This window comes from Blastococcus sp. URHD0036 (assembly GCF_000701365.1).
Taxonomy (GTDB): Bacteria; Actinomycetota; Actinomycetes; order Mycobacteriales; family Geodermatophilaceae; genus Trujillonella.
Window position 1 is genome coordinate 155,706 of record NZ_JNIK01000018.1, and the last position, 22,322, is coordinate 178,027.

General features: G+C 72.2%; 22 protein-coding genes, 4 tRNA genes and 1 pseudogene. 2 read left to right on the plus strand and 25 right to left on the minus strand.

Annotated features, from left to right (window positions below; translation table 11 throughout):
- Positions 1-42: 42 nt before the first annotated feature.
- The 22 genes and pseudogenes from N555_RS0121085 to N555_RS0121190 all read right to left on the minus strand — a co-directional run bounded on the left by N555_RS0121085 (position 43) and on the right by N555_RS0121190 (position 18,723).
- The gene (locus tag N555_RS0121085) at positions 43-1,317 is read right to left on the minus strand and encodes an MCE family protein (RefSeq protein WP_051684316.1); all 1,275 of its coding nucleotides are present in this window, start codon (positions 1,315-1,317) and stop codon (positions 43-45) included.
- Positions 1,314-2,474: an MCE family protein gene (locus N555_RS28035; RefSeq protein WP_051684317.1), complete on the minus strand. Its 1,161-nt coding sequence runs from the start codon at positions 2,472-2,474 to the stop codon at positions 1,314-1,316. Before N555_RS28035 ends, N555_RS0121085 begins: the two co-directional genes overlap by 4 nt.
- The gene (locus N555_RS28040) at positions 2,471-3,727 is read right to left on the minus strand and encodes an MCE family protein (RefSeq protein ID WP_156036480.1); all 1,257 of its coding nucleotides are present in this window, start codon (positions 3,725-3,727) and stop codon (positions 2,471-2,473) included. The genes N555_RS28035 and N555_RS28040 overlap by 4 nt, the downstream gene beginning before the upstream one ends.
- Positions 3,724-4,755 (minus strand): MCE family protein, encoded by a 1,032-nt coding sequence (locus tag N555_RS0121100; protein WP_029433479.1) that lies wholly within the window; start codon positions 4,753-4,755, stop codon positions 3,724-3,726. Before N555_RS0121100 ends, N555_RS28040 begins: the two co-directional genes overlap by 4 nt.
- Positions 4,755-5,792, minus strand: coding sequence for an MCE family protein (locus N555_RS0121105; RefSeq protein WP_029433480.1), 1,038 nt, complete (start codon positions 5,790-5,792; stop codon positions 4,755-4,757). Before N555_RS0121105 ends, N555_RS0121100 begins: the two co-directional genes overlap by 1 nt.
- Positions 5,789-7,168, minus strand: a complete 1,380-nt coding sequence (locus N555_RS0121110; protein ID WP_029433481.1) for an MCE family protein — start codon at positions 7,166-7,168, stop codon at positions 5,789-5,791. Before N555_RS0121110 ends, N555_RS0121105 begins: the two co-directional genes overlap by 4 nt.
- Before the next feature lie 5 nt (positions 7,169-7,173).
- A complete protein-coding gene (locus N555_RS0121115) occupies positions 7,174-8,040 on the minus strand; it encodes an MlaE family ABC transporter permease (RefSeq protein WP_081866394.1) in 867 nt (288 codons plus the stop codon).
- 2 nt (positions 8,041-8,042) lie between these two features.
- Positions 8,043-8,825, minus strand: coding sequence for an MlaE family ABC transporter permease (locus N555_RS0121120; RefSeq protein WP_029433483.1), 783 nt, complete (start codon positions 8,823-8,825; stop codon positions 8,043-8,045).
- A gap of 29 nt (positions 8,826-8,854) precedes the next feature.
- Entirely contained in the window at positions 8,855-9,982 is a 1,128-nt protein-coding gene (locus tag N555_RS0121125) for an ABC transporter ATP-binding protein (RefSeq protein ID WP_029433484.1), read from the minus strand.
- 282 nt (positions 9,983-10,264) lie between these two features.
- Entirely contained in the window at positions 10,265-10,657 is a 393-nt protein-coding gene (gene rplL / locus N555_RS0121130; protein ID WP_029433485.1) for a 50S ribosomal protein L7/L12, read from the minus strand.
- A gap of 107 nt (positions 10,658-10,764) precedes the next feature.
- Positions 10,765-11,292: pseudogene (rplJ, locus tag N555_RS0121135) on the minus strand (50S ribosomal protein L10); the annotation flags it as partial.
- Positions 11,293-11,604: 312 nt separating this feature from the next.
- Positions 11,605-12,324 carry a 50S ribosomal protein L1 gene (rplA, locus tag N555_RS0121140; RefSeq protein WP_029433487.1) on the minus strand — a complete coding sequence of 240 codons (720 nt, stop codon included), beginning with the start codon at positions 12,322-12,324 and terminating at the stop codon, positions 11,605-11,607.
- A gap of 106 nt (positions 12,325-12,430) precedes the next feature.
- Positions 12,431-12,859, minus strand: a complete 429-nt coding sequence (rplK, locus tag N555_RS0121145; RefSeq protein ID WP_029433488.1) for a 50S ribosomal protein L11 — start codon at positions 12,857-12,859, stop codon at positions 12,431-12,433.
- Between the two features lie 43 nt (positions 12,860-12,902).
- Positions 12,903-13,781 carry a transcription termination/antitermination protein NusG gene (nusG, locus tag N555_RS0121150; RefSeq protein WP_029433489.1) on the minus strand — a complete coding sequence of 293 codons (879 nt, stop codon included), beginning with the start codon at positions 13,779-13,781 and terminating at the stop codon, positions 12,903-12,905.
- A 42-nt stretch (positions 13,782-13,823) separates the two neighbouring features.
- Positions 13,824-14,375: a preprotein translocase subunit SecE gene (secE, locus tag N555_RS0121155; protein ID WP_029433490.1), complete on the minus strand. Its 552-nt coding sequence runs from the start codon at positions 14,373-14,375 to the stop codon at positions 13,824-13,826.
- A 118-nt stretch (positions 14,376-14,493) separates the two neighbouring features.
- Positions 14,494-14,566: transfer RNA gene (locus N555_RS0121160), tRNA-Trp, on the minus strand.
- A 197-nt stretch (positions 14,567-14,763) separates the two neighbouring features.
- A complete protein-coding gene (locus N555_RS0121165; RefSeq protein ID WP_029433491.1) occupies positions 14,764-15,192 on the minus strand; it encodes a MaoC family dehydratase in 429 nt (142 codons plus the stop codon).
- Entirely contained in the window at positions 15,189-15,635 is a 447-nt protein-coding gene (locus N555_RS0121170; RefSeq protein WP_029433492.1) for an FAS1-like dehydratase domain-containing protein, read from the minus strand. The genes N555_RS0121165 and N555_RS0121170 overlap by 4 nt, the downstream gene beginning before the upstream one ends.
- Before the next feature lie 35 nt (positions 15,636-15,670).
- Positions 15,671-15,835, minus strand: a complete 165-nt coding sequence (gene rpmG / locus N555_RS28860; RefSeq protein WP_029433493.1) for a 50S ribosomal protein L33 — start codon at positions 15,833-15,835, stop codon at positions 15,671-15,673.
- Positions 15,836-15,940: 105 nt separating this feature from the next.
- A tRNA-Met gene (locus tag N555_RS0121180) sits at positions 15,941-16,014 on the minus strand.
- A 55-nt stretch (positions 16,015-16,069) separates the two neighbouring features.
- Positions 16,070-16,142: transfer RNA gene (locus tag N555_RS0121185), tRNA-Thr, on the minus strand.
- 67 nt (positions 16,143-16,209) lie between these two features.
- A complete protein-coding gene (locus tag N555_RS0121190) occupies positions 16,210-18,723 on the minus strand; it encodes a putative bifunctional diguanylate cyclase/phosphodiesterase (RefSeq protein ID WP_231503063.1) in 2,514 nt (837 codons plus the stop codon).
- A 624-nt stretch (positions 18,724-19,347) separates the two neighbouring features.
- Between N555_RS0121190 and N555_RS0121195 the strand changes: the two genes are divergently transcribed.
- Positions 19,348-19,785, plus strand: coding sequence for a pilus assembly protein TadG-related protein (locus N555_RS0121195; protein WP_029433495.1), 438 nt, complete (start codon positions 19,348-19,350; stop codon positions 19,783-19,785).
- Between the two features lie 47 nt (positions 19,786-19,832).
- On the opposite strand, the gene N555_RS0121200 is transcribed toward N555_RS0121195, so the two are convergent.
- Positions 19,833-19,914: transfer RNA gene (locus N555_RS0121200), tRNA-Tyr, on the minus strand.
- 93 nt (positions 19,915-20,007) lie between these two features.
- On the opposite strand from N555_RS0121200, the gene N555_RS0121205 reads away from it, so the two are divergent.
- The gene (locus N555_RS0121205) at positions 20,008-20,499 is read left to right on the plus strand and encodes a YajQ family cyclic di-GMP-binding protein (RefSeq protein ID WP_029433496.1); all 492 of its coding nucleotides are present in this window, start codon (positions 20,008-20,010) and stop codon (positions 20,497-20,499) included.
- Between the two features lie 41 nt (positions 20,500-20,540).
- Here N555_RS0121205 and N555_RS0121210 read toward each other — a convergent pair whose 3' ends face one another.
- Positions 20,541-21,317 carry an SGNH/GDSL hydrolase family protein gene (locus N555_RS0121210; RefSeq protein WP_029433497.1) on the minus strand — a complete coding sequence of 259 codons (777 nt, stop codon included), beginning with the start codon at positions 21,315-21,317 and terminating at the stop codon, positions 20,541-20,543.
- A gap of 37 nt (positions 21,318-21,354) precedes the next feature.
- The gene (htpX, locus tag N555_RS0121215) at positions 21,355-22,233 is read right to left on the minus strand and encodes a zinc metalloprotease HtpX (RefSeq protein ID WP_029433498.1); all 879 of its coding nucleotides are present in this window, start codon (positions 22,231-22,233) and stop codon (positions 21,355-21,357) included.
- Positions 22,234-22,322: the final 89 nt, after the last annotated feature.

The following is a 22,322-nucleotide window of genomic DNA, read 5'->3' on the forward strand; positions in this document are numbered from 1 at the left end:
CGGTCGGTCGGGCGGGCGGACGGCGGAGCCGACGGGACGCCGTCACGGGACGCTCACGCCGTCGGCGAAGGGCAGGCCGCCCAGGATGGTCGACAGCACCCCGTCGAGGGTCGAGAGGATCGGCGGGAGCGAGCCCGCCTGCCCCTGGGGCCCGGGCGAGCCGACGCCGCCGGTGCGCCCGATGTTCTGCTCGCCGCGCAGGCTCGAGCCGCTCTCGTCGACGCCGTCGCCCCCGTTCGGGTCGGCGCCGTTGATGACGTCGCACCCCACCGACCCGACGTCGACGCGGAGGATGTCGTCGGGGCTGTCGTTGGCGCCGGTCGGGACGTAGCCGCTGGTGCAGGCGCGCGGGTCGTCGGAGTTGAGGACGAGACCGAAGTGCGCCCGCATCTGGTCCCCGTCGCGCCGGACGACGGTGAAGCCGCCGGAGACGACGTCGGGGTAGGTGACCAGCAGCTGCTCGACGCCGGCCAGCCGCGGGATCGTGACCCCGTTGAGGATGTCGACGTGGCTCACCAGCGAGCCCAGCCCGGGGCCGGCCCGGTCCAGCAGGCGCTGCAGGGCGTCCCCGGCCCCCGGCGCGCTGACCAGCAGGCTGCGCAGGTCGGGGTCGATGTCGACCAGGGTGTCGCTGACCCCCCGCAGGTCCGCGGCCCACGACTCGATGGCCGAGCGGCTCTCGACCTGGGTGTCGAGCACGGTGCGGCCGTCGGTGATGAGCGCCAGGGTCTGCGGCAGCGACTCCTCGGCGCGCGCCAGAAGCAGGTCGCCGTTGTCGATGAGCCGGGCCAGGTCGTCACCGGCGCCCTCGAAGGCGTCGCCGAGCTCCTGCACGACGACCCGCAGGTCCTCGGGGTCCAGGGAGTTCACGAGCTCGTCCACGTTGAGCAGCAGCTGCTCGACGGGGATCGGGATCGCCGTGCGCTCCACCGGGATGACCGCGCCGTCCTCGAGGTACGGGCCGTCGTCGCCGGCGGGCCGCAGGTCGACGTACTGCTCCCCCACCGCGCTGCGGGTGGCCACCACGGCGTCGGTGTCGGCGGGGATGTCCTCGGCGTCCGGGTCGATGGTCAGCGTGACGCGGACGCCGTCCTCGGTCAGCTGCATGTCGCTGACCCGGCCGACGGCGACGCCCCGGTAGGTGACCTCGGCGTTGACGAAGATGCCGCCGGAGTCGGCGAAGTCCGCGTCGACCTCGTAGCCGGTGCCCAGCAGCAGCCGGTCGAGGCCGACGTAGTTGAAGCCGACGTAGGAGATGCCCAGCAGCGCGACGACCGTGAACGCCAGCAGCTGCAGCTTCGTCTTCCGGGTGATCACGGCGGCCCTCCTGCCCCGTTGCCCGGCGGGCTGCCGGGCACGCCGCAGGAGCCCCCGGCGAGGTCCGCCGGGTCCAGGACCTCCAGGGCACCGGTCACCGGGTCGACGACGTAGCGGCAGAGCAGCTCGCGCAGGTCGAAGCCCAGCGTGGCCGTCATGTTCGTGTAGAGCCCGTAGCCACCGGTCCGGGCGTCGTAGCGCGGGTTCAGCGGACACGGGTCGCCGGTCAGGCAGCCCTGGACCGAGCTGGCCGGGAAGGGATAGGTCAGCAGCAGGTCCAGCGAGTTGGCGAGGTCCGGGCCGGCCGCGGCGAGCTGGCTGAGGATCGGCTGCAGCAGCCGGAGGTCCTCGACGGTGTCCTGCCCCGCCTGGTTGACCACCCGCGTCCCGACGTCGCCGAGCCGCGCCAGGCTGTCCAGCATCGACACGAGCAGCTCGCGCTGCGAGGTGACGACGTCCAGACCCGGCCCGATGCTGTCGAGCGCGGTCTCGATCGTCTCGGTGCGTCCGGCCAGGGTCTCGGCCAGCGCGTTCACGCTGTCCAGCGCCCGGTTGATCTCCGCGCGCTGCTGGTCCAGCCCGCCGATCAGGACGTCGAGGGAGTCGAGGGTGTCGCGGATGGCGTCCTCCCGGCCCTCCAGGGCGACGCCGACCTCGCGGCTGATGGTCTGCAGCTGGGCGAGCCCGCCGCCGTTGAGGACGAGGGACAGCGCACCGAGCAGCTCCTCGACCTCGACGTTGCGGTTGGTCCGGTCCAGCGCGATGAGCGAGCCGTCCGACAGCTCGCCCTCGGGGTCCTCGTTGCCCGGGGCCGCCAGCTCGACGTACTTCTCCCCGAGCAGGGAGGACTGCTGGATCATCGCGACCGCGTTGGCGGGGAGGTCGACGTCGCCGTTGACCTCCACGGTGACCAGCGCCGTCCAGTCGTCGGACAGCTCGATCTCCTCGACCCGGCCGACCGCGACGTCGGCGACCCGGACCCCGGCCTGCGGGACGAGGTCCAGGACGTCGAGGAACTGGATCTGCACGGTGTAGGGGTCCTCGCCCAGGTCGGCGCCGCCGGGCAGGGACAGCGAGTACGCCCCGCGGAAACCACAGCCGCTGAGCAGCAGGACGCCGGCGGCCAGCGCGGCGCCGCGGCGCAGCCCGGCCCTCACGAGGCGCTCCCGGTGAGCACCGGCAGGCCGAGGACGCCACCGTTCGCGGGCGGACCGGCCGGTGCGCCGGGGGTGGCCCCGGTCCCGAAGAGCTGCTGGAGCAGCTCCTCCAGGTCCGGCGTGCCGTTGCCGTTGAGGTCGTCGGGGACGCCGTCGTTGCCCGGGTCGCCGGACAGCAGCCGGAGGCAGATCTGGTCCGTCGGCGGCAGCGTGAGCAGGTCGGCGAGGCTGTTGATCGAGATCCCGGCGACGTTCAGCCGGCCCGCGGTCCCGAGCAGCTGGCAGACGACGACCTCGGGGCTGGTCGACCCGAGGGAGTTGTCCCGGGTGTCGAGCGTCCCGTAGTCGGGGTTGTAGGCGTGCGCCACGTTGCCCAGCGCCGCGGGGGCGACGTCGAGGATCTCGCCGAGCGCCTGCCGCTGCTGGACCAGGGTGAGGGTGACGTCGGCCAGGCGGTCGACGTTGGTGGTCAGCAGGTCGGTGTTGGTCTGCACGAAGGTCGCGATCTCCCCGAGGGCGTCCGAGAGCAGCTGGACGGCCGCGGCGAGGTCGGTCCGCTCCTCGTCCAGCTGCGCGGCGACCGCCGCCATGTTGTCGTTGAACTGCCCCACCTGGGCGTCGATGGTGGCCAGCGCCGAGGTGAAGGTCTGCAGGTTCTCGATCGAGCCGAAGAGGTCGTCGCGGTTCTCCGCGAGGGTCTCGACCGCCTGCGAGAACCCGGTCAGGGTCCGGTTGAGGGCCTCGCCGTTGCCGTCGAGGTTCGCCGCACCGACCTCGAGCAGGTCGTCGAGCGCGCCGTTCGCGTTGGCGCCGGTCGGGCCGAGTGCGGCGGAGAGCTCGTCGAGCGCGCCGTAGACCGCGTCCAGCTCGACGGGGGTGGCGGTCCGGTCCAGGCCCAGCTCGGCGCCGTCGGCCATCTTCTGCCCGCCGCTGTAGACGGGGGCGAACTGCACGTACCGGTCGGAGACCAGCGACGGCGCGAGGATGACGGCGTCGGCGTCGGCCGGGATGTCGTATCCCTCGTCGACCAGCATCTCCACCCGCACCCGGTCGCCCATCGGGACGACGCCGGTGATCTCCCCGACGTCGATGCCGAGGATGCGCACGTCGCTGCCCTCGTAGACGCCGACGGCCTGGGTGAAGTACGCGGTGACCCGGTACTGGTCGACCGGCCGCAGGACGGTCCAGCCGATGGCGCCGAGGAGCACGAGCGCCGCCGCGATCGCGACCCCGCGCTGGAACGTCCCGCTCACGGGGCACCATCGCAGGTGACCACGCCGCCGGGGACCTGGGTGGTCGAGCCGCAGACGACCGAGGCCACCACGCCCGGGATGAGGTTGTCCACGAAGCTGTCGAACCAGCGGCCGTTGCCGAGGGTGTTGGTGAACACCCGCACGAACGGGGCGAAGTTCTCCACGGTCTCCCCCAGGGCGGCCCGGTTGCGGGACAGGATGTCGGTCACCGTGGCCAGCTGCTGCAGGGCCGGGGTGAGGGCCTCGCGGTTCTCGGCGACGAGTCCGGTCAGCTGGTCGGAGAGCAGCTGGGTGTTGGTCAGGATCGAGTCGATCAGCTGCCGACGCGCCTGCACCTCCTCCAGCAGCGTGTTCGAGTCCACGATCAGCCGGGTGAACTCGCCGTTGCGGTCGGCGAGGACGGCGGAGACGTCGCGGGTCGCCGACAGCAGGCGCTCGAGCTCGGCGTCCCGCGAGGAGATGGTGTCCGAGAGCCGGGCGAGGCCCTCGAGCGAGGCCTGCACCTCGTCCGGGGTGTCGGCGAAGGTGTCGGCGAGCACCTCGAAGGAGGACGCCAGCTGTCCGGTGTCGATCTCGTCGACCGTCGCCGAGAGGTCGGCGAAGGCCTCGACGACGTCGTAGGGCGACGCGGTGCGCTCCAGCGGGATCCGGTCGTCGGGGTCGAGCTCCTGGCTGCCCCGGGGGACCAGCGCGAGGTACTTGGCGCCCAGCACCGTCTCGATGCGAATCGCGGCCTGGGACCGGTCGCCCACGAAGGCGTCCTCGACGCGGAAGTCGACGGTCACCGCGCCGTCCTCCAGGCGCAGGTCCTCGACCTGGCCGACCTTGACGCCGGCGATGCGGACCGGGTCGTCCGGGCGCAGGCCCGCGGCCTCGGAGAACTGCGCCGAGTACACGGTGCCGCCCCCGATGAAGGGCAGGTTCTGCGCGTTGAAGGCCAGCAGGACCAGCGCCGCGATCACGCTCAGGCTGATCGCGCCGATGACGACCGGGTTGCGGTCGCGGAACGGCTTCGGGTGGCGGGCCATCAGCAGCCCTCCGCGCCGCTGGAGAAGCCGCCGGCCGGGATGGTCGCGGGCTCCGTCTGCCCGGGCAGGACGACCGAGCCCGACGCCGCGCAGACGTAGAAGTTGAACCAGCTCCCGTTCACCGCGGTCCGGGTGATCAGATCGATCTTGGTCGGGGCGAGCTGCAGGAAGTCCTCCACGACGTCCCCTGTGTCGGCCAGGTTCCCGGCGAGGTCCCCGAGGCCCTGGATGTCGGCCGCCAGCGGCGCCCGCGCGTCCTCGAGGAAGCCGGTCGTCGTCGAGGCCAGCGTGTCGATCGTCTGGAGCGAGTCGAAGATCGCCTCGCGGTCGTCGGCGAGGCCCGTGACGAACTGCTGGAGGCTGACCACCAGCGACGACAGCTGCTCGTCGCGTGCCGCGACGGTGCCCATGACGGTCGTCAGGTTGTCGATGAGGCTGCCGATGACGGCGTCCCGGTCGGCCAGGGACGTCGACAGCGACCCGACGTGCCCGAGCAGGCTCTCCACCGTCCCCGCCTCGCCCTGGAACACCTGGATGATCTCGAAGGACAGCCGGTTGACGTCCGTCGGCGACAGCGCCTGGAACAGCGGCTGGAACCCGCCGAAGAGCGTGGTCAGGTCCAGCGCGGGCTTCGTCTGCGCCAGCGGGATGGTGTCGCCCTCGTCCAGGGTGTCGCCGCCGGACCCGTCGCCCTCGGCCAGCGCCACGTACCGCTGCCCCACCAGGTTCCGGTAGCGGATCGTCGCCTGGACGCCGGCCGGCAGCGGGACGTCGGCGTCCACCTCCAGCCCGATCTCGGCGACCGGGGTCTCGCGGCCCTCGGCGAGCCCGATCTCCGTCACCTGGCCCACCCGGACCCCGGCGATGCGCACCTCGTCGCCCTCGACGAGACCGGCCACGTCGGTGAACTGGGCCCGGTAGGTGAGCTGCTCGCCGTACCCGGCGTTGGTGATCGTGGCGATGAGCACGTAGCTGGCCAGGATGGTGACCAGCGCGAAGACCGCCAGCTTCGTCAGCGGCGCGACCAGTGACTTCACGGGACCAGCACCCGGCTCCCCCGCAGCAGCGGCGTCAGGGCCGAGGCGGCCAGGTCGGTGACGTCGTCGGGGTCGCTGCCGGTCTGGTACCCGATCAGGCTGCGCACGAAGTCCAGTTCCGCCGTCGATCCGGTCAGCTGACCGGGCACCCGGTCGCCCGCCGCCCCGCCGGGGTTGGGGTCGTTCGCGTCGAGCGGCACCTCCTGCGGGCTCCGACCGCCCAGGCAGCGCGGGTTGCCGGAGACGGGGTTGTCGACCGAGTCGACGCCGTCCTCCGGCGGCCGGGGGCAGTAGTACTCGCCCTGCTCGGTCGCGGCGATGAGGCCGTCGATGTCGTCCAGGCCCTGGCAGTCCGGGCCCGAGCTGTCGAGGTACGCGGGCTGGTCACCGGGCTGGTACGGGTTCCGCGGCGGGAGCGTGATGGTGATGTTCAGGTTGAGCGCCGGGTCGCCGTCGCCGCCGAAGGCCTCGCTGATCATCGGGTTGAACCGCGAGAGCCCGTTGAGCACGCACGGGTAGACCGGCGAGTACTCGGCGAACAACCCGAGGACGGGCCGCGAGGTCTCGGCGAGGGAGATCAGGTTCGGCTCGTTGCGCTCGAGGAACTCCGCCGCCGTGGTCGACGAGGCGTCGACCACGGTGAAGGTCCGGCGCAGCTGCTCGGTCTGGTCGACCAGCGTGTCCGCCGTGACCGACAGGTTGTCCAGCACCGCCAGCAGGTCGTCGGCGGCCGAGGAGTAGGTGTCGGCGAAGTCGGCCAGCGCGGAGATGTCGTGCTGGATGTCGGGCAGGACCGTGTTCAGCTCCCCCACGTACTCCCCGATGTCCGCCAGGTTCTCGCCGAGGGACTCCCCGCGACCGCGCACCGCGCCGGCGACCGCGGCGAGGGTGTAGCTGAGGTCCTGCGGCTCGACCGCCTGCAGCAGCGGGAGCAGGTCGTCGATCACCCGCTGGAGCTCGATGGCGTTCTCCGTCCGGTCCTGCCCGATCACGTCGCCGTCGGACAGGCGCTCGGCGCCGGGCTCGTCGGGCAGCACCAGGGAGACGTACCGCTCGCCGAACAGCGTCTTGGGGAGCAGCCGCGCGGAGACGTCGGCCGGGATCCGGTCGAGGTACTGCGGCCGGATCGCGAGCTCGATGGTCGCGCCGTCGGCGCTCGCCTCGACGTCGCGGACCTCGCCGACGATCATGCCGCGCACCTTGACGTCGGACGTCTCCTGCAGCTGGTTGCCGACGGTGTCGGTCTCCAGCGTGACGCGGGCGAAGCCGGTGAACGCCTTGTCGTAGAGCGCGACGGTCAGCCCCAGCAGGAGGGCGAGGACCACCAGGAAGGCCAGCCCCTGCAGGCGCCGGCGGACGACCGCCCCCCGTGCCACGCCGCTCACCCCGCGATCCGGACGGTCGTCGTCGAGCCCCAGATGGCCAGCGACAGGAACAGGTCGATGACCATCACGGCCACGATGGAGAACCGGACGGCACGGCCGACGGCCAGACCCACGCCCGCCGGGCCACCGGAGGCCCGGTACCCGTAGTAGCAGTGGCTGAGGATGATCACGACGGAGAAGACCAGCACCTTGACGAACGACCAGAGGACGTCCTGCGGCGGCAGGAACAGGTTGAAGTAGTGGTCGTAGGTGCCCGCCGATTGGGCATAGGCCTGGGTGGTGATCAGCCGGGTGGCGAAGTAGCTGCTGAGCAGTCCGATCACGTACAGCGGGATGACGGCGACGAAGCCGGCGACGATGCGGGTGGTGACCAGGAAGGGCAGTGACGGCACGCCCATCACCTCGAGGGCGTCGATCTCCTCGTTGATCCGCATGGCCCCGATCTGCGCCGTGAAGCCGCAGCCCACCGTCGCCGACAGCGCCAGCCCGGCGACCAGGGGGGCGATCTCGCGGGTGTTGAAGTACGCGGAGAGGAAGCCGGTGAAGGCGGAGGTGCCCAGCTGGTCCAGCGCCTGGTAGCCCTGCAGTCCCACCTCGGTGCCGGTGAAGAACGACAGGAAGCCGATGACGCCGACCGTGCCGCCGATGACGGCCAGCGCGCCGCTGCCGAAGGTCACCTCGGCCAGCAGCCGCGCGACCTCCTTCTTGTAGCGGCGCAGCGTGCGGGGCGTCCAGGCGAGCGCCCGGCCGTAGAAGCCGAGCTGGTCGCCGAGGTCGTCGAGGGTGTCCAGCGGCTTGCGCGAGACGGCGCGGACCTTGCGCAGGCCGACGCGGACCCGGTCGACCGGGCTGAGGAGGGCCATCGTCACGACCCCTTGGGCGGGACGATCTGGAAGTACAGGGCGGTCAGCACGAAGTTCACCGCGAACAGCAGCAGGAACGTGATGACCACCGACTGGTTGACGGCGTCGCCCACGCCCTTGGGCCCACCTCCGGCCCGCAGCCCCTTGTAGGAGGCCACGATGCCCGCGATCAGCCCGAAGATCAGCGCCTTGATCTCGCCGGACCAGAAGTCCTCCACCTGGGCCAGCGCGCCGAACGAGGCCAGGTAGGCGCCCGGCGTCCCGCCCTGCAGGACGACGTTGAAGAAGTAGCCACCGGCCACGCCCACGACGCTGACCAGACCGTTCAACAGGGTGGCCACGAGCATGGCGGCGAGGACCCGGGGGACGACGAGGCGCTGGATGGGGCTGATGCCCAGCACCTCCATGGCGTCGATCTCGTCCCGGATCTTGCGCGCGCCCAGGTCGGCGCAGATGGCCGATCCGCCGGCGCCGGCGATGAGCAGCGCGGTCACGATCGGGCTCGCCTCGCGCAGCACCGCCAGCACCGACGCCGACCCGGTGAACGACTGGGCGCCGAGCTGCCGGGTCAGCGAGCCGAGCTGCAGGGCGATGACCGCGCCGAACGGGATGGCCACCAGGGCGGTGGGCAGGATCGTCACGCTGGCCACGAACCAGGTCTGCTGCACGAACTCGCGGAACTGGAAGGGGCGCCGGGGCAGGGAGCGGGCGACGTCCAGCGCGAAGGCGAAGAGGTTGCCGCTGGCGCGCAGCGGGCGGACCGGGGAGAACTTCCCGTCGAGCAGTCCAGGGGCCTTCGGCTTGTCGGTCGCCGTCACGACCGGCCCCGCGACGCCGGCAGCACCGCGGTGGCACTGCCGGCCGGGACGCCGTCGGCGTCCCAGTGCCGTCCGCCGGCACCGGCGGTCGGCTGGAAGACGCCGGCGTCGGCCTGGGCCAGCAGGTCCGGCGGCAGGGAGGCGCGGATCGCCTCGGCGGTGTCGCCGTCGAACTCGTGCAGCATCCGGGCGACCCGCTCCTGACGCCGCCGCTGCGCCTTGCGCTCGGGCAGCCCCGGCGAGGGCTCCAGCTGCGGCGGGACGGCGTCCCCTCCGCTGGCGCCCTTGGGCCCGATGCCGTTGTGCGCGTCCCCACCGCGGGCCTCCAGGGCCGCCATCTCCGCCTCGACCTGGGCGACGTCCTTCTCTTCGCTCATCCCGATCGGGCCCTCGCGCCGGCCGTTGAGGAACTGCCGGACGACGGGCTCCTGGCTGGTGAGCAGCTGCTCGCGCGGCCCGAACATCGCCAGGTGCCGGCGGAAGAGGAGGCCGAGGTTGTCCGGCACCGTGCGGGCGGTGCCGATGTCGTGGGTGACGATGAGGAAGGTCGCGTCGATCTGGGCGTTGAGGTCGACGATCAGCTGGTTCAGGTAGGCGACGCGGACCGGGTCGAGACCGGAGTCCGGCTCGTCGAACAGGATGATCTCGGGGTCGAGCACGAGGGCGCGGGCGAGACCGGCGCGCTTGCGCATACCGCCGGAGATCTCGCCGGGCAGCTTCCCCTCGGCGCCCTGCAGACCGACCATGTCCATCTTCTCGAGGACGATGCGCCTGATCTCCGACTCGCTCTTCTTCGTGTGCTCGCGCAGCGGGAAGGCGATGTTGTCGAAGAGGTTCATCGAGCCGAAGAGGGCGCCGTCCTGGAACAGGACGCCGAAGAGCTTCCGCACCTCGTACAGCCGGTGCTCGCTGGTCCGGACGATGTCGGTGTCGCTGATGACGATCGAGCCGCGTTCTGGCTTGAGCAGCCCCACCAGCGACTTGAGGAAGACCGACTTGCCGGTGCCCGACGGCCCGAGCAGTACGGAGATCTCGCCGGGCGGCAGCGTGAGCGTGACGTCGCTCCAGATGTTCTGGCTGCCGAACGACTTCGTCAGCCCCTCGACCCGGACCTCGACGCCCACGTCGTCCTCCCGTTTCCCCAGCTCCGTTGCCGGTGACCGCTCGAGATCGGCGAGCGGCTCCGGAATTGTGGGTCGCCGTACGACACGTCGCACGTCAGAGCCACGCTCCGTACCTACCAGCCAGTAACGAGCGGTCCGGCGAGAGGTTACGTGGCTCACGGAGACGACGTGACGGGCGTCTCCGATCGTTCACCCGAACGCGCAGAGGCCGTCCTCCCCGAGGGGGAGGACGGCCTCTGTGGTGCGGGTGGAGCTACCCGGCGGTGATCAGCCGGGGAGGGGTCACTTGACGGTGACGGTGGCGCCGGCGCCCTCGAGAGCGGCCTTGGCCTTCTCGGCGGCGTCCTTGGCGACCTTCTCCAGGACCGGCTTCGGCGCGCCGTCGACCAGGTCCTTGGCCTCCTTGAGGCCGAGCGAGGTCAGGCCGCGCACCTCCTTGATGACCTGGATCTTCTTGTCGCCGGCAGCCTCGAGGATGACGTCGAACTCGTCCTGCTCGGCGGCCTCCTCGGCGCCACCGCCGCCGCCACCGGCGGCCGGGGCGGCCGCGACGGCGACGGGCGCAGCAGCGGTGACCTCGAAGGTCTCCTCGAACTGCTTCACGAACTCGGACAGCTCGAGGAGGGTCATCTCCTTGAACGCGTCGAGCAGGTCACTGGTGGAAAGCTTGGCCATGGTCGTCTCCTTCTGGGTCAGTCGGTGCTGGCCGCGGCATCGGCGGCGTCAGCGGTGTCGGGGGTGGTGTCAGCAGCAGCGGCAGCGCTGTCGTCGGCAGCAGGAGCGGCAGAGCCCTCGGTGGACTCCTTCTTCTCCTGCAGCGCGGCGGCCAGACGGGCGACCTGCGACAGCGGGGCCTGGAACAGCCCGGCGGCCTTGGTCAGGTTGCCCTTCATCGCGCCGGCCAGCTTGGCCAGGAGCACCTCGCGGGGCTCGACGTCGGCCAGGGCGGTGACCTCGGCGGGCGAGACCGTACGGCCCTCGACCACGCCGCCCTTGACGACGAGCAGCGGGTTGGCGCGCGCGAAGTCACGGATGGCCTTGGCGGCCTCGACGACGTCGCCCTCGATGAAGGCGATCGCGGTCGGGCCGTTCAGCAGCGGAGCCAGGTCGGAGTGACCGACCGAGTCCGCCGCCCGCTTCGTCAGGGTGTTCTTGACGACGGCGTAGCTGCTGCCCGCACCGAGGGAACGGCGCAGCTGGGTCAGCTGCGCCACGGTGAGCCCGCGGTACTCGGTGAGCACTGCCGCACTGGACTTCTGGAACCGCTCGGTGATCTCGTCGATCACCGCGGCCTTGGCCGGTGTGGGCACGGGGCCTCCTCTCGTCTGTCGGGCGACCTCGGGTCGCTGCACGACGACGATCTCCGGCCCGGAGACGACGAACGCCCCGGCGCAGGCGCACGGGGCGAGGGCGGGCACGAGGCCCACGATCGAACCGTCCTCCTGCGCGGGTCGCCCGGCATTCCGGGACCTTCGATCGCACGCGGACGTGCGACGACCAGCGGTCGTGGGGGGAACGTCGACAAGGGTACACGCGCCCGTGGGCGGTCCCCCGCCGGGTCGGTGACGCGCGAGGGCCCCGCAGCGCAGGTGCGCGGCGGGGCCCTCGTACGGCAGTCCTGCTTACGCGGTGGGCTCGTCCACCGTCAGGTTGCGGGTGCGGTTCGGGTCGACCGGGATGCCCGGGCCCATGGTGGTCGAGATGGTGACCTTCTTGACGTAGCGGCCCTTGGCGGCGGCCGGCTTCGCCCGCAGCACCTCGTCGAGCGCGGCGGCGTAGTTCTCCACCAGCTTCGTCTCGTCGAACGACGCCTTGCCGATCACCAGGTGCAGGTTGGCCTGCTTGTCGACGCGGAAGTTGATCTTCCCGCCCTTGATGTCGTTGACGGCCTTGGTGACGTCGGGGGTCACCGTGCCCGTCTTCGGGTTCGGCATCAGGCCACGGGGGCCGAGGATGCGCGCGATCCGGCCGACCTTGGCCATCTGGTCGGGGGTGGCGATCGCCGCGTCGAAGTCCAGGAAGCCGCCCTGGATGCGCTCGATCAGGTCGTCGGAGCCGACGACGTCGGCGCCCGCGGCCTCGGCCTCGGCAGCGCGGTCACCGGTCGCGAAGACGATGACGCGGGCGGTCTTGCCGGTGCCGTGCGGCAGGTTCACCGTGCCGCGGACCATCTGGTCGGCCTTGCGGGGGTCGACCCCGAGCCGCATGGCGACCTCGACGGTCGCGTCGTAGGCGGTCGGCGAGGTCTCCTTCGCCAGCCCCGCGGCCTGCAGCGGGGTGTACAGGCTGTCGCGGTCGACCTTCGTCGCCGCCTCGCGGTACTTCTTGCCGTGCTTCGCCATGGTGGTTCCTCTCCTCCGCCCGTCGGGCGGGGTCGTGTGGTTCGCGGGCCTGGCGCGGCCCTCCCACGAGTGCTGCCGCCGTCCGGTGGGACGGCGGGTCCGTCGACTACTGGACGGTGATGCCCATCGACCGGGCGGTGCCGGCGATGATCTTCTCGGCCTCGTCGAGGTCGTTGGCGTTCAGGTCGGCCATCTTGGTCTGCGCGATCTCGCGGACCTGGTCACGCGTGACCGTGGCGACCTTGGTCTTGTGCGGCTCGCCCGAGCCCTTCTCGACACCAGCGGCCTTGAGCAGCATGCGCGCCGCCGGCGGGGTCTTGGTGACGAAGGTCAACGAGCGGTCCTCGAAGACCGAGATCTCGACCGGGATCACGTTGCCGCGCTGCGACTCCGTGGCGGCGTTGTACGCCTTGCAGAACTCCATGATGTTGACGCCGTGCTGGCCGAGCGCCGGACCCACGGGCGGCGCGGGGGTCGCCGCACCGGCGTTGATCTGGAGCTTGATGACCGCGGTCAACCGCTTCCGGGGAGGCATGGCTTCCTTCTTCTTCTCGTGTGTTCGGTCCGGGATACCCGGATCAGATCTTGCTGACCTGGGTGAACGACAGCTCGACGGGCGTCTCGCGCCCGAAGATCGAGACCAGGACCTGCAGCTTCTGCTGCTCGGCGTTGATCTCGTTGATGGTGGCGGGCAGCGTCGCAAACGGGCCGTCCATGACCGTCACCGACTCGCCGACCTCGAAGTCGACGACCGCGACCGGCGCCGCGGCGGTGGTCCCGCCGGTGGCGCCCGGCTCGGCCACCTTTGCCGACTGGGGGGTGGCCGGCGGCGCGAGGAGGGTGACGACCTCGTCGATCGACAGCGGCGAGGGCCGGGAGGTGGCACCGACGAACCCGGTGACGCCGGGGGTGTTGCGCACCGCGCCCCACGACTCGTCGTTGAGGTCCATCCGGACGAGGAGGTAGCCGGGGAGCTTCTTCCGGTTGACCTGGGTCCGCTTCCCGTTCTTGATCTCGGTGACCTCCTCGGTGGGCACCTCGATCTGGAAGATGTAGTCCTCCATGTCCAGGGACTGGATCCGCGACTCGAGGTTGGTCTTCACCTTGTTCTCGTAGCCGGCGTAGGAGTGGATGACGTACCAGTCGCCGAACTGCGCCTTGAGCCGGTTGCGCAGCGCCTCGATCGGGTCGGCGTCCTCCTCCGGCTCCTCGGCGGCGGGCTCGACGAGCGGGTCGCTGGCCAGCGTGTCCGGGTCGCCGGTCTCGATCTCGGGGACGACGTCGGCCTCGGGGCCGGCGGTGTCCTGGTCGACGGTGTCGACGCTGCCCTCGGCCGCGCCGGTCTCCCCGGCACCGGTCTCGAGGTCGACGCTGCCGAACTCGTCGGCGCGGGCGTCGTCCAGGTCGATCGCGGGGACGGCGCTGTCGGTCTCGAAGGGCTCGCGGGGGTCGGTCACGGAGTTTGCTTCCTTTGCGTCGTGTGCTGCGGGCGGGGGCGGTCAGCCGAAGACGGCGAGCACGCCCTTCGCGAAGAGGAGGTCCAGGCCGGCCACCAGCGCGACGATGAAGGTCACGAAGACGATGACGACGGTCGTGTAGGTGATGAGCTCGCGGCGCCCGGGCCAGATGACCTTGCGGAGCTCGGCGACGACCTCGCGGAGGAACCGGCGGAGGCTGCGGCGACGGCGCTGCTCCGCAGCGCGCTCGCGCTCGGCGGCGGCCCGGGAGCGGGTGCCCGTGCCGGCGTCGGAGCGGCCGGCGGGCCGGGCCGGGGTCCGCTCGCGCGCGGGGCGCGGCGTGCGCCGGGCGACCGGCTCCTCGTCGTCGTCCTCGTCCTCGTCGTCCGCGGCGGTGATGCGGCCGCCGCGACGGCGGGCGGAGCGGGGGACGACCTTGTCCTCCTCGGACTCGGCCTCCTCGGCGAGTGCGTCCTCGGCGGCCTCCAGCTCACCGGCGTCGTCGACGCCCGGGGCCTCCCGGTCGAGCTGCTCGTCGGTCGCGTCGGAGGCGTCGCGGGGGTCGTCCTCGCGTCCGCTCTTCTCGTCGCTCACTGCGCCTCGCTGCTTCGTCGTGGTGGCCGCGGCCGCGGGGCGCGGCCGGCGTGCTGGTCCGGTGTCGTGCGGTCGTGCTGTGCGTGCTGGTCGCCGGCGGGATCACCGGCGGCACGGGCAGGGGTGACAGGACTTGAACCTGCAGCCTGCGGTTTTGGAGACCGCTGCTCTGCCAATTGAGCTACACCCCTAGTGCCCGGGACGGCTGCCCTGAGCTGGGCCCGGGGGGCGCCTCGCCTCGCGCGGGCACCGATTCCCCGAGGGGATCCGGGGCACGCCGGTGGCGGGGTCGAACCCCAGGACGTCGAGTGTACGGGACCGGCAGGACCTCGGGCCATCGCCCCGCCCGCCTGCCCGGTCGGCCCGGTCGGGGCCGGGGGCGGGACCGTCAGGCCAGCCGGACCACGGCGCGGGCCAGGGAGAGGACCTTCTCGCCGCCGCTGGTCACGGTGAGGTCCACCCGGAACCGCCCGTCGTCGAGGACGACGGCCACCCGGCCGCGCACGGTGACCTCGGCGCCGGTGTCGTCGTCGGGCACCACCACCGGGCGGCCGAAGCGGACCTGGTACTCGACCAGGGCGGCGGGATCGCCGGCCCACTCGCTGACCGCCCGGCCGGCCAGCCCCATGGTCAGCATCCCGTGCGCGATGACGCCGGGCAGGCCGACCGACGTGGCGACCCGGTCGCTCCAGTGGATCGGGTTGAGGTCACCCGACGCGCCGGCGTACCGGACCAGGTCGGCCCGCGTGACCGCGTAGACCTGCTCGGGCAGCTCCGTGCCGACGGCGACGTCGGCCGCGTCGACACGGGCGCTCACCCCTCCCCCCGCGCGACGAGCATGGAGGTGGCCGAGCAGACCGGCTCGCCGTCCTCCGTGGCGACGTCGACCCGCGTGGTCAGCAGGTCGCTGCCGCCCATCGAACGCACCGCCTCGATGGTGGGGGTGGCGACCAGCCGGTCGCCGGCCCGGATGGGCCGGTGGTGCACGAACCGCTGTTCGCCGTGCACCACCCGGCTGTAGTCCAGCGCCACGTCGGGGTCCTCGACCACGGAGGCGGCCACGGAGAGGGTCAGCGCGATGGCGAAGGTGGGCGGCGCGATGACGTCGGGATGACCCGCCGCACGGGCGGCCGCGACGTCGAGGTGGACCGGATCGGCGGACCCCAGGGCAGCGGCGAACTCGGCGATCTTCGCCCGGCCGACCTCGTACACGGCAGAGGGCGGGTAGCTGCGCCCGACCAGTCCTGCGTCCAGCGCCATGCTCCCCGCCCTCCCGGCAGTGCTCGGCTACGCGGTCAGCGCGTCTCGCGGTGCAGCGTGTGCTTGCGCTCGTGGGGGCAGTACTTCATCAGCTCGAGCCGGTCGGGGTCGTTGCGCCGGTTCTTACGGGTGATGTAGTTGCGGTTCTTGCACTCCTGGCAGGCCAGGGTGATCTTCGGACGGACATCGGTGGCTGCCACGGGGCGCTCCTCGCCTTGTCGGGACCGCCCTCCCGGGCGGGGTTCGCGCGACCGGCCGGGAGGCCGATCACACGGAGACGGACCCCGGGCGGGGTCCGTCATGAGTAGCGGTGACCGGACTTGAACCGGTGACACAGCGATTATGAGCCGCTTGCTCTACCAGGCTGAGCTACACCGCCGGGTGACCGTGCGGGCCGGTCGCGGGACCGGACCGGTGGTCGGTTCTTCTGTGCGAGCCCCTTTACGGAATCGAACCGTAGACCTTCTCCTTACCATGGAGACGCTCTGCCGACTGAGCTAAAGGGGCGGTGGCCGGAGCCGTCGAGAACTCTACCTGACCGGTCCCCGGCAACCGACCCGGGGGCACCGGCGCGTCAGGCCCGGACGAACAGCCGGCGGTGGGTCGCTCCGGGCGCCGCGGCACGCACCCCGGCGCGGGCCAGCAGCCAGCTCTCCAGCCGGTCGTCGGGCAGCGGCCGGCTCACCAGGAAGCCCTGCAGCTTGTCGCAGCCCATCTCGGCCAGGGCGTTGCGGGTGAGCTCGTCCTCGACGCCCTCGGCGACCACGCGCAGGCCCAGGTTGTGGGCCAGCTCGATGATCGAGCGGGCGATGAACGACTCCCCCTGACTGGTCGACATGCCGAGCACGAAGGACTTGTCGATCTTGACCTCGTCGATCGGCAGCTGCCGCAGCTGGGACAGCGACGAGTAGCCGGTGCCGAAGTCGTCCATCGACAGCCGCAGCCCGAGGGCGTGCAGGTCGGCGAGGACCGTGCTGCTGCGCACCGAGTCGTCGACCACGCTGCCCTCGGTCAGCTCGAGGGTGAGCAGCTCCCCCGGGACGCCGTGCCGGCGCAGCGCGCGGGCCACCCGGTCGACGAGGTCGGGCTCGGTGAGGCACCGGGCGGACAGGTTGACCGCCACCGACAGCGAGATGTCCTGGTCCAGCCACTTGCGGCAGCGCGCCAGCGCCAGGTCCAGGACGTGGTCGGTGAGCGGGCCGATGCGGCCGATCTGCTCGGCCAGGTGGATGAACTCGTCGGGCACGACCGCCCCGTAGCGGGGGTGCGCCCAGCGGACCAGCGTCTCCACGGAGACGATGTCGGAGGTCCGGGCGTCGATGATCGGCTGGAAGACGACGCTGATCTGGCCCTCGGCCATCGCCTGCTCCAGCTCGGTGCCCAGCTGCAGGCGGCGCAGGCTCTGCTGGTCGAGCACCGGGTGGTAGCTGGCGACGCCCGGGCCCGCGGCCGCGGCCAGCAGGGCGACGTCGGCCCGCTGCATGAGCGTGCCGGAGTCCGTGCCGTGCACCGGGGCGGCGGCGACGCCGATGGTGATCGAGACCTCGAGGTCCAGCCCGGCGACCCGCGCGCGGGTGGAGGTGGCCTCGCGCAGCCGGCGGGCCGCCCGCTCGGTCGCGGCCAGGGACAGGCCGGGCAGCAGGACGGCGAACTGCTCGCCCTCCATCCGGGCCAGCACCGCCTGCGGGGGTGCGTGCTCGCGCAGGAGGCCGGCGGTCACCAGGAGCAGTTCGTCGCTGGCCGCGTGGCCGAGGGTGTCGACGATCTCGGTGTGGTTGTCCAGCGACGCCAGGATCAGGCCCGCGCGCGTGCCGGCCGGGTCCGCGGCCAGGAGACCGTCGATCTCGGCGACCAGCCGCTGCCGGTTGGGCAGACCGGTGAGGCGGTCGTGGTCGGCGTCGTAGCGGATCTGGGTGAGCAGCTGCTGCTGCCGGATCGCCGCGTTGACGTGGGTGAGCATCGAGTCCAGCGCGGCGCGGTCGTCGTCGGCGAAGCTGAGCGTGTCGTTGCGGCGGTCGCAGATCTCCAGGTAGCCCGGCTCGCCCGCGGCCGTGGCGATCGGCGCGCCGAGCACCTCCTGGGCGCCGCGCCGGCGGAGGGCAGCCATCCCGGCCTCATCCGCGCGGGAGGCCGAGACCAGCACCGCGCCGGTGGACCGTGCGTCGACCGCGCGCTGGCGGACCAGGTCGTCGGGGTCGCCGGGGCCGTCGTACCAGGCCGCGCCGTCCTCGGCGTCGACGACGAGCCGCGGCTCCTGGTCCAGGTAGGGCGGCAGCCACAGGGCGACCCGTTCGGCGTTGAGCAGCTCCCGCACGGCGACGACGAGTTCGCGCGTCCCCTCGTCGTCCGGGCTCAGGCTCTCCACCCGGCGGGCGAAGTCGTACACCTGCTCGACGCTGCGCCGCTCCTGCGACACCGCGGCGAACCGGCGGAAGAGCAGGACGACCGCCGCCATCACGGGGAGGACCAGCAGGGTGGCCCACGCGGTCAACGGGACCAGCAGCATCGCCACGACGGCCACCGACACGGCGAAGGGGCTCACCACCGCGATGGGCACCAGCAGCTCCTGCCACACGTGCCGGCCGGGGTGTCCTCCGCTGAGCCCGATGGCCGCGACCACCATGGAGTTGCCGACCACGTCGGCCACCATGACGGCGGCCATGAGGCACAGCCACGAGACGGGGTCGGTCAGCGGCCGGGAGGGCAGCAGGTCGAGGACCGCGACGGCGGCCGCGACCTCCACGACGGTCACCGCGAGGTTGTAGACCGCCTTGGGCGGCGCGTAGGGCCGCCGGAGGAACGTGATGCCGACCGCGATCCCGCGGGCGAGGGCGACCCACGGGCCGCCGAGGTGGACCAGGGCGACGGCCAGGGGCAGTTCGCTGACCGACCAGCGGTGCGTCTGCCGGCGGAACTCGATGAACAGCAGGACCGACTCCGCCACCGCGAAGGCGACGGTGACCAGGAGGAACGGCAGGAGCTCGAATCCACCGGTGCCGCCGGGGAAGACGAGAGCGGCGGACAGGAGCGCGAGCGCGCAGCCCCCCGCGGCGATCGTCCACGGTCGGAGAGGGGCCCCGAGTCGCACACGCGCAGGCTCGGAAGTGGTCACCGTCACCCGACTCGTGAGGAGGAAAGGAGCGCGCCGAGGCTAACAGCGCACCGCCGTCCCGAGGAACGCGTCGAGAGTCCGCCCACCCCTAAGGGGGCAGGCGGTCGACGGACCGCCCGCCCCCTCGGGGATCGAGTGTGCTGCTGGTCAGCGCGACCAGGACGCGCCGCGCGACCAGGACGCGCCACGCGACCAGGACGCTCCACGCGACCAGGAAGCTCCACGGGACAGGGTCGAACCAGGCTGTGCGTTCATGACGCCTCCTCAGGCATGAAGAACTGATCTCTCTTCGATGCGGGCTGGCACCCAGGGCGCGGGGACAGAGCGTCAGTCGGTACGGACCGCACCCGGGACATTGCTTCCCGTCACCCGATCAGGGCAAGCACCGACGATCACGACAGGGTGACGATTCGTGATGTCGTCACGGGGTGTCACGAATCTTCCTGTGAGCGTCACCCATTCGCGTGACCACCAGGGTCCACGGACCCTGGTGGCCCGTCCACAGCGCATGTCCACGGCACGCGGGGGTCCGGGGTCGGCTGTCCACATCCGTCCCCAGGGGGATCCACAGGCAGTGGACGGCGACCTACGCTCCCCGGCGTGCGGGAGACTGTCGGGTCGACGAGCGAACGGGGCTCCTCCCTCCCGCTGGCGCTCGTCTGCTGGCTCGTCGCAGCACTGATGGCCCTCGGTGCCGTCGCCGCCTCCGATGCCTTCCTCGAGCAGCGCTCGGTGCAGGGCATCTGCGACTCGGCCGCGCTCGCCGCCGCGAACGCGGCCGACGAGGCGGTGGTCTACCGCAGCGGGATCGACGGGGGCACGCTGCCGCTGACGCGGGCCGGCGCCCAGGCCGCGGTCGCCGACTCGCTGGCGGCCGGCGACAGCGCACTGGACTCGTGGTCGGCGGACACCGACGGCGCCGAGGTCACCGTGACGTGCACGCGGGACGTCGACATCGCGTTCGGCTGGCTGTTCCTCGGCGGCCGGCCGCTGGAGCGCACGGCCGTCGCGAGCGCCCGCGCACCGATCGTCCCCTGAACGGCGAACGGCCCCCGACCTGACGGTCGGGGGCCGTGGCGTACCGGTGGCGGGTGAAGGATTCGAACCTTCGTAGGCTAAGCCGACGGATTTACAGTCCGCTCCCATTGGCCACTCGGGCAACCCGCCGTGGTGGCACCGGGACGAGAGTACAAGACGGGCCGTGCCCGTTCGCCGGGGTCCTCCCGGCGGAGCGCCGGGCCGCAGGAGGAAGGAGGGGACGTGGCCGACTCGTCCTTCGACGTCGTCAGCAAGGTCGACCGCCAAGAGGTCGACAACGCGCTCAACCAGACCGGCAAGGAGCTGTCCCAGCGGTTCGACTTCCGGGGCACCAACGCCGCCATCAGCTGGGCCGGCGAGGAGGGGGTCACCCTCACCGCCGACACCGAGGAGCGCGTCAACGCCGCCCTGGAGGTGTTCAAGGAGAAGCTGATCAAGCGGAACATCTCGCTGAAGGTGCTGGACGCCGACGAGCCGCAGTCCTCGGGCAAGTCGTACAAGATCTCGGCGCGCATCAAGCAGGGCATCGAGTCCGATGTCGCCAAGAAGATCGCCAAGCTCATCCGCGACGAGGGTCCCAAGGGCGTCCAGGCGCAGATCCAGGGCGACCAGCTGCGGGTGAGCGGCAAGAAGCGCGACGACCTGCAGGCCGTGCAGCAGCTGCTCAAGGGCGCCGACCTCGACGTCGCCCTGCAGTTCGACAACTACCGCTGAGCCGCGCCCGGCGGGCGACCTGCGACCGGGTGCCCGCCGGGTCAGGCCAGCGGAGCGCTGCCCGTGGGCACCGGCGTGACCGGGACCCAGTCGAGGTGCTTGCCGGTGCGCGCGTCCCCGGAGGAGCGCCCGCGCAGGTGCCGCCCCACCCACGGGAGGACGTGCTCGCGGTAGTACCGCGCCTCGGCCCGGAGGCGCCGGCGCGGCTCGGGGCCCGGGTCCACGGCCGCGGCGGCGACGTCGTGCCCGAGCGCGGCCAGCACGAGGGCCGCGACCCGGCGGTGCCCGGCCGGACCGAGGTGCAGCCGGTCGGGCGACCAGTAGCCGGCCCGGTGCAGCTCGGTGTCGGCGAACGCGTTCACGAAGGTCACGTCGTGGCGGGCTGCGAGCGCCTCGATCGCGTCGGTCAGCTGCGCGGCCCGGCGGCGCACGGTCCGGCCGAACGGCAGCCGGTCCGAGGGGTCGGCGCCGCTGATGAGCACCAGGTGCACCCCGGCGTCGACGACGCGGCGGACCGCTTCCTCGGTGAGCGCGACGAGCCGCCCCGCGTCGATGCCCGGCCGCATGAGGTCGTTGCCGCCGCCGTTGAAGGTGAGCAGCGTGGGGGCGGGGTCCAGCGCCAGGGCGGCGGGCACCTGCTCGGCGACGATCGGCGCCAGCAGACGACCACGCACCGCCAGGTTCGCGTAGGCGACCGGCTCCGTCGAGGCCGCGGCGAGCCCACCGGCCACCAGGTCGGCCCAGCCCCGGACGCCGCCGTCCCCGAGCTCGTCCCCGACGCCCTCGGTGAAGCTGTCCCCCACCGCCACGTACCGCACAGCGCTCCTCCCGTCGTCCCGCAGGGAGGTTAGGCGGCTACAGCTGCCCGCCGTCCCTCGCCATCTGCTCGAGCCGGGCGATGCGCTCGGCCATGGGCGGGTGGGTGGAGAACAGCGAGGCCAGCCCCTGCCCGCGGAAGGGGTTCGCGATCATCAGGTGGCTCTGGGTGACCAGCCGGTCCTCCTGCGGCAGGGGACGGGCGGCGGCGCCCTGCTCGATCTTGCGGAGGGCCGAGGCCAGGGCGAGCGGGTCCTGGGACAGCTGGGCCCCGGTCGCGTCTGCCTGGAACTCGCGGCTGCGGCTGACCGCCATCTGCACGAGGCCGGCGGCCACGGGACCGAGGACGACCAGCAACAGCGAGCCGAGGGCGTTCCCGCCGCCGCGGTCGTCGTCCGAGCGGCCGCCGAACAGCGACGCGAACATCGCCATGTGCGCCAGGTAGGTGATCACCGTGGCCATGGCCCCGGCCACGGAGCTGATCAGGATGTCGCGGTTGTAGACGTGGGACAGCTCGTGCGCGAGCACCCCGCGCAGCTCCCGGCGGTCGAGCAGCTCGAGGATGCCCTGGGTGCAGCAGACGGCGGCGTTGCGCGGGTTGCGTCCGGTGGCGAACGCGTTCGGCTGGTCGGTGGGGCTGACGAACAGCCGTGGCATGGGCTGGCGCGCCTCGGTCGCCAGGTCCCGGACGATCGCGTACAGCTGCGGCGCCTGGGTCTCGGTCACGGGGAAGGCCCGCATCGACCGCAGGGCGAGCTTGTCGGAGTTGAAGTAGGCGTAACCGTTGACGGCGAGGGCGATCAGCAGGGCGATGAAGAGCCCGCCCCGCCCGCCGATGAGCGCACCGGCGGCGAGGATGAGCCCGCCCATGAGGCCCATCAGCAGGGCCGTCTTCAGCGCGTTGTTCCAGCGGTGCACGTCCGGCTCAACGCGGGTGCCGGGGACGCCGTTCCCCGCCCCCGGCCCCCGGGGATCGTCACCCGGCGCCGGTATGCGACGTCTCCGGA